Origin of the sequence: Actinomadura bangladeshensis (assembly GCF_004348335.1) — a bacterium.
Classification (GTDB): domain Bacteria; phylum Actinomycetota; class Actinomycetes; order Streptosporangiales; family Streptosporangiaceae; genus Spirillospora; species Spirillospora bangladeshensis.
This window is the reverse complement of record NZ_SMJW01000282.1, coordinates 1-9,864: the sequence shown is the minus strand read 5'-3', so window position 1 is coordinate 9,864 and position 9,864 is coordinate 1. Positions and strand designations below refer to the sequence as shown.

At 75.4% G+C, this 9,864-nt stretch carries 10 protein-coding genes and 1 pseudogene; 8 read left to right on the top strand and 3 right to left on the bottom strand.

Features of this window, described 5'->3' with window-relative positions; translation table 11 throughout:
• Window positions 1-61: 61 nt before the first annotated feature.
• From E1284_RS34560 to E1284_RS34525, 8 genes and pseudogenes are all read left to right on the top strand, one after another.
• On the top strand, window positions 62-808 hold the full coding sequence (locus E1284_RS34560; protein WP_131944368.1) for a nucleotidyltransferase domain-containing protein: 747 nt from the start codon (window positions 62-64) through the stop codon (window positions 806-808).
• 124 nt (window positions 809-932) lie between these two features.
• Window positions 933-1,592 (top strand): GTP cyclohydrolase II, encoded by a 660-nt coding sequence (ribA, locus tag E1284_RS34555; protein WP_131944367.1) that lies wholly within the window; start codon window positions 933-935, stop codon window positions 1,590-1,592.
• The gene (locus E1284_RS34550) at window positions 1,592-2,404 is read left to right on the top strand and encodes a CDP-alcohol phosphatidyltransferase family protein (protein ID WP_131944366.1); all 813 of its coding nucleotides are present in this window, start codon (window positions 1,592-1,594) and stop codon (window positions 2,402-2,404) included. Before ribA ends, E1284_RS34550 begins: the two co-directional genes overlap by 1 nt.
• Window positions 2,361-3,332, top strand: a complete 972-nt coding sequence (locus tag E1284_RS34545) for a zinc-dependent alcohol dehydrogenase (RefSeq protein ID WP_131944365.1) — start codon at window positions 2,361-2,363, stop codon at window positions 3,330-3,332. Before E1284_RS34550 ends, E1284_RS34545 begins: the two co-directional genes overlap by 44 nt.
• A 21-nt stretch (window positions 3,333-3,353) precedes the next feature.
• Window positions 3,354-3,752, top strand: a complete 399-nt coding sequence (locus E1284_RS34540) for a 6-pyruvoyl trahydropterin synthase family protein (protein WP_131944364.1) — start codon at window positions 3,354-3,356, stop codon at window positions 3,750-3,752.
• Window positions 3,749-4,822: a glycosyltransferase family 4 protein gene (locus E1284_RS34535; protein WP_207924116.1), complete on the top strand. Its 1,074-nt coding sequence runs from the start codon at window positions 3,749-3,751 to the stop codon at window positions 4,820-4,822. The genes E1284_RS34540 and E1284_RS34535 overlap by 4 nt, the downstream gene beginning before the upstream one ends.
• A 71-nt stretch (window positions 4,823-4,893) precedes the next feature.
• Window positions 4,894-5,688, top strand: coding sequence for a methyltransferase domain-containing protein (locus E1284_RS34530; RefSeq protein WP_131944362.1), 795 nt, complete (start codon window positions 4,894-4,896; stop codon window positions 5,686-5,688).
• Window positions 5,685-6,449, top strand: a pseudogene (locus tag E1284_RS34525) (lysylphosphatidylglycerol synthase domain-containing protein); the annotation flags it as partial. The gene E1284_RS34530 and the pseudogene E1284_RS34525, both read left to right, overlap by 4 nt.
• A gap of 3 nt (window positions 6,450-6,452) precedes the next feature.
• Here E1284_RS34525 and E1284_RS34520 read toward each other — a convergent pair.
• From E1284_RS34520 to E1284_RS34510, 3 genes are read right to left on the bottom strand one after another with little or no spacing between them, the layout of a single operon-like run.
• A complete protein-coding gene (locus tag E1284_RS34520; protein ID WP_165965537.1) occupies window positions 6,453-7,214 on the bottom strand; it encodes a creatininase family protein in 762 nt (253 codons plus the stop codon).
• A gap of 49 nt (window positions 7,215-7,263) precedes the next feature.
• Entirely contained in the window at window positions 7,264-8,418 is a 1,155-nt protein-coding gene (gene metX / locus E1284_RS34515; RefSeq protein ID WP_131944369.1) for a homoserine O-acetyltransferase MetX, read from the bottom strand.
• Window positions 8,415-9,743: a bifunctional o-acetylhomoserine/o-acetylserine sulfhydrylase gene (locus E1284_RS34510; RefSeq protein ID WP_131944360.1), complete on the bottom strand. Its 1,329-nt coding sequence runs from the start codon at window positions 9,741-9,743 to the stop codon at window positions 8,415-8,417. The genes metX and E1284_RS34510 overlap by 4 nt, the downstream gene beginning before the upstream one ends.
• Window positions 9,744-9,864: the final 121 nt, after the last annotated feature.

Sequence of the window (9,864 nt, the reverse complement as noted above, 5' to 3'; positions counted from 1 at the left end):
CCCCCGACCGCACAACGGTCGAAGACCTCCTGATCTCCATCCGCCGCAGGAGCGTGACCTGATGAGACTCCCCGAAGGAATGCTCGACCGCTTCACCGCCGACCACCCGTATCCGAGCGCGTTCCTCACCGTCAGCGGCGCGCACCTGTACGGCTTCCCGTCCGAGGACTCCGACATCGACCTGCGCGGCGTCCACCAGCTGCCGCTGGAGGAGATCGTCGGCTTGGAGAAGGGCGACGAGACGGTCACCCTGATGTGGGACCACGACGGCGTGGAGGCCGACGCGGTCACCCACGACCTTGCGAAGTTCTGCACGCTGCTGCTGCGCCGCAACGGCTACGTCCTGGAGCAGGTCATGTCCCCGCTGGTCGTGGCCACCTCGGAGGTGCACGCGGAGCTGAAAGCGCTCGTGCCGGGGCTCGTCACGTCCAACCACGCGCACCACTACCTGGGGTTCGCACGGTCGCAGTGGGCGCTGTTCGAGAGGTCGCGGGAGCTGAAGCCGCTGCTCTACACGTTCCGGGTGCTGCTGACCGGCGTCCACCTGATGCGGAGCGGCGAAGTCGAGGCCGACCTGACCCGCCTCACCGGCGACGGCCCCTCCTACCTGCCGGAGCTGATCGAGGCCAAGCGCGCCGCCGAGCACGGTGCCCTTCCGGAGGGCGCGCCCGACGCCTCTCGTCTGCGGGACGACGTCCTTGCGCTCACGGCCCGGCTGGAGGACGAGCGGCAGCGGAGTGAGCTGCCGGAATTCCCCGGAGGGCGCCGTGCCCTGCACGACTTGGCGGTTCGTGCGCGCCTAGGGTGAACCCTGCGGTGCCTCCCCTGCGTGCCACCGGTTGTACGGACCGTTTTTGGACGCAACCACCTGGCGCGGTCGCCACGTACCAGTCAGCACGTACCAGGTGATCGCGGACCGAGGAAGGGGAGCGATGCGCGAGCAGGGCATCGACCAGAAGGACATCGCGGAGGCGGATCTGCGGACCAGGCGCGGCGTGTTCCGCGCCGTCGCGTTCCGGGACCCGGTGGACGGGCACGAGCACATGGCGCTGGTGCGCGGCGACGTCCGGGGGCGCGGGGACGTGCTCGTCCGGATGCACTCCGAGTGCATGACGGGCGACATCTTCGGCGCGACCCGCTGCGAGTGCGGGGACCAGCTCGGCGCGGCACTGGACGCGATCGTCCGCGAGGGCGCCGGCGTCCTGGTCTACCTGCGCGGGCACGAGGGGCGCGGGATCGGGCTCGTCGCGAAGGTGCGCACCCACATCCTCCAGGACGACCAGGGCCTCGACACCGTCGACTCCGCGACCGCCATCGGGCTGCCGGTGGACGTCCGCGACTACGGCCCCGCCGCCCGGATCCTGCGGCACCTCGGCGTCCGGTCGGTGCGGCTGATGTCGAACAACCCGGACAAGGTCAGCGCGCTGGAGTCCTACGGGGTCGCCGTCGCGGTGCGGGTGCCGCTGCTCGTCCCGGTCAGCGACGACAACGTCCGGTACCTCACCGCCAAGCGCGACCGCCTCGGCCACGACCTCCCCCAGCTGGACGCCGCCGCCGTTCTCGGTGAGGCGCCGGTCAGCGAGGTGCGCTGATGGCGCGGCCGGTGACACTGGCGCGGCCGCTGCCGGTGCCGCGGGCGCCCGTCCCGCCGCCGCGCCGCGCGCGGGCGACCCGCGGGCCGGAGCTCGGTCTCGCGGTCGCGGCGCAGCTCGCGCTGCTGGCGGTGCTTCGTCCCGGCCACGCGGGCCTGGCCGTGGGCGTCGGATACGCGCTGGCGTCGTGGGCAGTCCTCAACCGGGCCTTCCGCGGGCGCCGCGCGCTCGGGCCGGCCGATCACGTGACGCTGGCCCGGGTCGTGCTGACCGGCGCCGCGGCGGCGCTCGTCGCGGCGCACCTCGCCGGCGCCGCGCACACCGCCGCGCTGGTCGCGGTCGCGTCGGCCGCGCTCGTCCTGGACGGCGTGGACGGGCAGGTCGCCCGCCGCACCGGCACCGCGTCCCGGCTCGGCGCGCGGTTCGACATGGAGACCGACGCCTTCCTGGTGCTGGTGCTGAGCGTCGAGGTCGCGTGGACGGCCGGGCCGTGGGTACTGGCGATCGGCGCCATGCGGTACGCGTTCGGCGCGGCGGCCTGGGCGGCGCCGTGGCTGCGCGCCGACCTGCGGCCGAGCGTCGCGCGCAAGGGCGTCGCGGTGGTGCAGGGCGTGGTGCTGGTCGCGGCCGCGTCCGGGGCCGTCCCGTACGCGGGACCGCTGGTCGCGGCGGCGCTCGCGCTGCTGGTGTGGTCGTTCGGGCGGGACGTGCTGTGGCTGTGCGCGCGGCGCGACCGGCCGGTGGAGGCGAAGCGGGGGAGGGGCACCGATGGAGCGCGACGCGCGCGCCTTCTGGATCCGGTCGCCCGGTGAGGGCGAGATCCGCGCGGCGGTCCTGCCCGAGCCGGGACCGGGCGAGGTGGTCGTCCGGACGCTGTACTCGGGCGTGAGCCGGGGGACGGAGGCGATCGTGTTCCGCGGCGGCGTCCCGCCGAACCAGCACGCGATCATGCGGGCGCCGTTCCAGGACGGGGCGTTCCCCGGCCCGGTCAAGTACGGCTACCTGAACGTCGGCGTGGTCGAGCACGGGCCGCCGGAGCTGGCCGGCCGCACGGTGTTCTGCCTCTACCCGCACCAGACCCGGTACGTCGTCCCGGCGAGCGCGGTCAGCGCCGTCCCGGACGGCGTGCCGCCGGAGCGCGCCGTCCTCGCCGGGACGGTCGAGACCGCCGTGAACGCGCTCTGGGACGCGGCGCCGCTGGTCGGCGACCGCATCGCCGTGGTCGGCGCCGGGATGGTCGGCTGCTCGGTCGCCGGGGTCCTCGCCGGGTTCCCCGGGGCCCGCGTGCAGCTGGTCGACACCGACCCGTCCCGCGCGGCCGTCGCGACGGCGCTCGGCGTGGAGTTCGCGCCGCCCGAGCAGGCGCTCGGCGGCTGCGACCTGGTCGTCCACGCGAGCGCGACCGAGGCGGGGCTGGCGCGGTCGCTGGAACTGCTCGCGCCGGAGGGCGAGGTCGTCGAGCTGAGCTGGTACGGCGACCGGCGGGTCGCGATGCCGCTCGGCGAGTCCTTCCACTCGCGGCGGCTGACCATCCGGGGCAGCCAGGTCGGCGCGGTGCCGCCGTCCCGCCGGGCGGGCCGCACCTTCGCCGACCGGCTGGCGCTGGCGCTGCGGCTGCTCGCGAACCCCGCGTTCGACGCGCTGATCACGGGGCAGAGTCCGTTCGCGGAGCTGCCGCAGGTCATGCCGCGGCTCGCGAACGGCGGGATCCCGGCCCTGTGCCACCGCATCGCCTATTGAATCCGTAGGAGGAGGACGCTCTTGTTCGGTATCACCGTCCGCGACCACGTCATGATCGCGCACAGCTTCCGCGGCGAGGTCTTCGGGCCGGCGCAGCGGCTGCACGGCGCCACCTACGTCGTGGACGCGACGTTCCGCCGGGCCGGTCTCGACCCGGACGGGCTCGTTGTCGACATCGGGCTCGCCACCCGCGAGCTGGGCGAGGTGCTGGGCGGGCTGAACTACCGCAATCTGGACGACGAGCCGGACTTCGCCGGGGTCAACACCTCCACCGAGTTCCTCGCCAAGGTGATCGCCGACCGGCTCGCCGACCGGGTCCGCGCGGGCGCGCTCGGCGAGAACGCGCGCGGCCTGTCCGGCCTCACGGTGACGCTGCACGAGTCGCACGTCGCCTGGGCCAGTTACGAGCGCGACCTGTGACCGCGCCCGAGACCTGCGTCGTCGTCCCCGGCGACATCGACGATGCCGCCGTCCCGAGCGGCGGCAACCGCTACGACCGGCGGCTGTGCGAGGAGCTGGCGGCGTCGGGGCGCCCCGTCCGGGAGGTGGCGGTGCCCGGCTCGTGGCCGCGGCCGGGCCGGGCGGCGCGGGACGGCCTCGCCCGCTCCCTCGCCGGGCTGCCGGACGGCGCCGTCGTCCTGCTGGACGGCCTGGTCGCCTGCGGCGTCCCGGACATCGTCGTCCCGGAGGCGGGGCGGCTGCGGCTGGCGGTCCTCGTCCACCTCCCGCTGGCGGACGAACCGGGGCAGGCCGACCTGAACGCCGGTGAGCGCAAGGTCCTGGAGTCGGCCGGGGCGGTCGTCGCGACCAGCCCGTGGGCCAAGGACCACCTCATCGCCCACCACGGGCTCGACCCGTCCCGCGTCCACGCGGTCGCCCCGGGCACCGACCCGGCGCCGCTCGCGTCCGGCACCGACGGCGCGAGCCGGCTGCTGTGCGTGGCGTCGGTGACCCCGCGCAAGGGGCACGACGTCCTCGTGGAGGCGCTGTCCGGCCTCGCGCACCTGCCGTGGCACTGCGCGTGCGCGGGCCCGCTCGGCCGCGACCCCGAGCATGTGGCGCGCGTGCGCCGGCTGATCGGCCGGCACGGCCTCGGCGGCCGCGTCGACCTGGAGGGCCCGCTGACCGGCAAGCGGCTGGACGACGCCTACGCCACCGCCGACCTGCTCGTCCTGCCGTCCCGCGCGGAGACGTTCGGGATGGTGGTGACCGAGGCCCTCGCGCGCGGCGTCCCCGTCGTCGCCTCGTCGGTGGACGGCGTCCCCGACGCCCTCGGCTGGGACCCGACCGGCGCCGTCCCCGGCCTGCTCGTCCCGCCGGACGAGCCCGGCGCGCTCGCCGCGGCGCTGCGCCGCTGGCTCGTCGAGCCGGACCTGCGCGGCCGACTGCGCGCCGCCGCCCGGTTGCGCCGCGGCATGCTGCCCGGCTGGGACGACACGGCGCGCCGCATGGCGACCGTCCTGTCGAGGCTGCGGAGGGAGGCACGATGACGGAGCGAAGCGAGGGCATCGGTGCGGCTTCTGCCGGGGGGTGCGGGGGGTCGTCCCTCCACAAAGAGACGATGAGTTTCGATCCGGACTGGCTGGCGCTGCGGGAGGGCGCCGACGCCGCCGCGCGCGCCGCCGAGCTGCTCGACCCGCTCCGGGCCGCGCTGCCGCCGGACGGGCCGCTGGTCATCTGGGACCTCGGCTGCGGCACCGGCTCGCTCGGCCGCTGGCTGTCGGGGCGGCTGCGCGGCCCGCAGCACTGGATCCTGCACGACCGGGACCCCGCCCTGCTCGACCGGGCCCGCGCCAACGCCTACGTCACCGCCGACGGGCTGCCCGCCACGATCGAGACCCGCGCCGGCGACCTCGGCGCGCTGCGCGCGGCCGACCTGGTCGGCGCGTCGCTGGTCGTCGCGTCCGCGCTGCTGGACGTGCTCACCGCCGCCGAGATCGAGGCGGTCGCGGCGGCGACCGGCTGCCCGGCGCTGCTCACCCTGTCGGTCGTCGGCCGCGTCCGGCTCTGCCCGTCCGAGCCGCTGGACACCGAGTTCGCCGCCGCGTTCGACGCGCACCAGCGCCGCGCCGGCCTGCTCGGGCCGGACGCCGTCACCGCCGCCATCGGGGCGTTCGGGCGGCGCGGCGCGACCGTCACGACCCGTCCGAGCCCGTGGCGGCTCGGCCCCGGCCAGGCCGCGCTGACCGCCGAGTGGCTGCGCGGCTGGGTCGGCGCCGCCGTCGAGCAGCAGCCCGGCCTGGCCCCGTTCGCCGACGACTACCTGGGCCGCCGCCTCGCCGACTGCGCCGCAGGCCGGCTCACCGTCGACGTCCACCACGTGGACCTCCTCGCCGTACCTGGGGGAACAGCATGAAGAAGCTCTGGCCGTGGGGGCGCCTGGCGATGGGCCTGGGCATCCTCGGCGGGCTGCTGTGGTGGCACAGCACGGACGCCTTCGTGGCGGCGTTCCACTCCATCGACGCCGAGTCCATCGGCTTCGCCCTCGCCATAGGGCTCGTGACCACGGTGCTCAGCGCGGCGCGCTGGTGGCTGGTCGCCCGGCGCCTCGGCCTGCACCTGCCCCTGGGCGGTGCCGTCACGGACTACTACCGATCCCAGTTCCTCAACGCCGTCCTTCCCGCGGGTGTTCTGGGGGACGTCCACCGGGCGGTGAGCCACGGCCACCGGTCCGGTGACGTCGCCCGCGGGGTGCGGGCCGTGTTCCTCGAACGGGTCGCAGGGCAGGGCGTCGCGATCGTCGCCGGGGCCGCCGCGCTGTTCGCCTACCCGGCGCTGCTGTCGGCGATGGCGCCCGCCCTGACCGCGGTGGGGCTCCTGCTGGTGCTGTTGCTGGTTCTGGGCCGCTGGAAGCATCCCGCCCTGGCGTCCACGTTCACCGACCTGCGTGCCGCCGCGCGCGCCTGGCCCGGCATCGCGGGGCTGTCGGCGGCGGCACTGCTGGGCCATCTGGCGCTGTTCGTCGTCGCGGCCCGCCTGGCCGGCGCGACGGCACCGGTCGCCGAACTGGCTCCGCTGCTGCTGCTGGCGCTGCTCGCGATGGTGCTGCCGATCAACATCGGCGGCTGGGGGCCGCGGGAGGCCGTCCTCGCGCTGGCGTTCGGCGCCGCCGGGCTCGGCTCAGCGCAGGGCCTGACCGTCTCCGTCGTGTACGGGGTGCTGAGCTTCATCGCGTGCCTGCCCGGCGCCGCGACCCTGCTGGTCAAGCACCGCGAGGACGTCCCCGAACGCCGCGACCAGGCTCCGCAGCGCGTCCCGGCCCTTGCCGGCGCGGGCCAGTGAGGGCCGCCCGATGACGCCCGACTCCGTGTAGGCCGCCATCCCCGCGGTGAGCAGATGCCGCCGGTCGTCGGCCAGATGATCGGCGGTGTCGTAGCCGTCCCTGAGCAGCTCCGGGCGGGCGTGCAGCAGGATCGACGCCTCCAGCTCCCCGGCGTGCATGTCGCTGTCCCCGGACGTCTCGACGCCCGCCGCCCTCCTGGCCGCCTCCCACTCCTCGAAACCGGGGAACAGGGCCATGTCGCCGTGCGCCTCCTGCACGACGTTGCCCAGCACGTAGTTGCCGCCGTGCCCGTTGACCAGGACGAGCTTCGGCACCCCGGACCGGCGCAGCGACTCGGCGACGTCCCGGACGACCGCGTGCAGGGTCGCCGCCGAGATGCTCACCGTCCCCGGCCAGCCGGCGTGCTCGTGCGAGCACGAGATCGTCACGGGCGGCAGCACCCGCACCGCGTACGCCTTCGCGATCTCCTCGGCGAGCGTGCAGGCGATCACCGTGTCGGTCGCGAGCGGCAGGAACGGCCCGTGCTGCTCGAAACTGCCCACCGGCAGCACGGCCACGGGGACGTCCGGCACCTCGGCGCTCGTATGGGTCGGCAACATGCCCCAACTCTGCCCCATCCGCGGCGGGCCGGCGCGGGCCGGCGCGGGCTCAGCCGCCGAGCAGCTCCCGCACGAGCCCGCCGACCTGCTCGGTCTCGGTGAGGAACCCGTCGTGGCCGGACGGCGACTCGATCACCCGCAGCCGGTCCGCGTGCGGGATGCCGGCCGCCAGCTCCGCCTGCTGGGACAGCGGGTAGAGCCGGTCGGAGTCGACCCCGGCCACCAGCGCGGGCGCCGTCACCCGGCGCAGCGCGGCGGCCGTGCCGCCCCGCCCGCGGCCGGCGTCGTGGCCGTTCATCGACTCGGTCAGCACCACGTAGCTGCCCGCGTCGAAGCGTCCGACCAGCTTGCCGGCGTGGTGGTCGAGGTAGGACTCCACCTGGTAGCGCCCGGCCCGCCGCGGGTCCTCGCCGCCCTGCGGGCGGCGGCCGAAGCGGTCCTGCAGCTCCGGTTCGCTGCGGTAGGTGATGTGCGCGATCCGGCGGGCGATGCCGAGCCCGGCGTGCGGGCCCTCTCCGGCGCCGGCGTCGTGGTAGTCGCCGCCGCGCCAGCCCGGATCCGACCGGATGGCGTGCAGCTGCGCGCCCGCCCACGCGATCTGCTCGGCGCTCGCCGCCGCCGTGGTGGCGAGCAGCAGCAGCGACCCGGTGCGCTCCGGATGCGTCACCGCCCACTCCAGGGCGCGCATCCCGCCCATCGACCCGCCGGTGACCAGCGCCCACCGGTCGATCCCCAGCGCGTCCGCGAGCTGCGCCTCGGCGGCGACCATGTCGCGCTGCGTCAGGTGCGGGAACGCGCCGCCCCAGGGCCGCCCGTCCGGGCGGCGCGAGGACGGCCCGGTGCTGCCCTGGCAGCCGCCGAGCACGTTCGGCGCGACGATGAACCAGCGGTCGGTGTCCAGCGGGCGGCCCGGACCGACCAGCCCGTCCCACCAGCCCGGCGTCGGATGCCCCGGCCCGGCCGGACCGGCGACGTGGCTGTCCCCGGTGAGGGCGTGCAGCACCAGCACCGCGTTGGACGCGTCGGGGGCGAGCCGCCCCCACGTCTCGTACGCGAGCCGCACTCCGGGCAGCGTGCCGCGGGCCTCCAGCGGCAGCGGCCGGTCCAGGGTGATCCACTGCCGCCGTCCGGGCGGGTCCCCCTCCCGCCAGGCCCCGGAGGCCGGCGGGAGGGAGACCGGTGCGGTCTCGGCGTCGGTGCTCAGGACGCGCCCTTCGCCGCGCGGAAGCCGGCCTCCAGATCGGCCTTGAGGTCGGTGACGCTCTCGATGCCGATGCACAGCCGGACCAGCCCGGGGGAGACGCCGGCGGCGGTCAGCTCGTCCTCGTTCAGCTGGCTGTGGGTGGTGGACGCCGGGTGGATGATCAGGCTGCGCACGTCCCCGATGTTGGCCAGGTGGCTGAACAGCTCGACGCCCTCCACGAACCGCCGCCCGGCCTCGGCGCCGTCGCGCAGCTCGAAGCAGAGGATGGCGCCCGCGCCCTGCGGGAGGTACCGCTGGGCGGCCTCGTGCCACGGGCTGGACGCCAGCCCCGGGTAGTGGACGGCCGACACCGCCTCGTGCTGCTCCAGCCACTCGGCCAGCTCCCGCGCGCTGGCGGACTGCCGCTCCATCCGCAGGCTGAGCGTCTCCACGCCCTGCAGCAGCAGGAACGCCGAGTGCGGCGCGATGGCCGGGCCGAGGTCGCGCAGCAGCTGGACGCGCAGCTTGATCCCGTAGGCGCCGGGGCCGAGCGCCGGCCAGTACTGCAGGCCGTTGTAGCTCGGGTCGGGCTCGGTGAAGTCGGGGAAGCGGTCGGGGTGCGCGCCGAAGTCGAACGTCCCGCCGTCCACGACGACGCCCGCGATCGTGGTGCCGTGGCCGCCGATGAACTTGGTCGCCGAGTGCACCACGATGTCGGCGCCGTGCTCGATCGGCCGCACCAGGTACGGGGTCGCGATCGTGTTGTCCACGATCAGCGGCACGCCCGCCGCGTGCGCGACGTCGGCGACGCCCCGGATGTCCAGGACGTTGCCGCGCGGGTTGCCGATGCTCTCGGCGAACAGCGCCTTGGTGTTCGGCCGGATCGCGGCGCGCCAGGCGTCCAGGTCGTCGGCGTCCTCGACGAAGGAGACCTCGATGCCGAACTTGGGCAGCGTGTGGCGGAACAGGTTGTAGGTGCCGCCGTAGATGGTGGAGCTGGACACGATGTGGTCGCCGGCGCGCGCCAGGTTCCAGATCGCCATCGACTCCGCGGCCTGCCCGGAGGCCACCGCCACCGCGCCGACGCCGCCCTCCAGCGCCGCGATGCGCTTCTCGAACGCGTCCTGCGTCGGGTTCATGATGCGGGTGTAGATGTTGCCGGTCTCGGCGAGCGAGAACAGGTTCGCGGCGTGCTCGGTGTCGCGGAAGACGAACGAGGTCGTCTGGTAGATCGGCACCGCCCGCGCGCCGGTGGCCGGGTCGGGCGCGCTGCCCGCGTGCACCTGCTTGGTCTCGAAGGACCAGCCGGCCTCGGCGGACGGGGCGGGGTCGGCGTGCTCACTCATGGCTCTCCTTGGACTGGACGAGGGCAAGGGGACTGGCTCGTGCGGGTCCGGCGCCATCACGGCGGTGCGTGTGCGGTGGGTGCGAGCGGATGGGCGCCGGGGGCGCGCGCTGGGGGAGTGC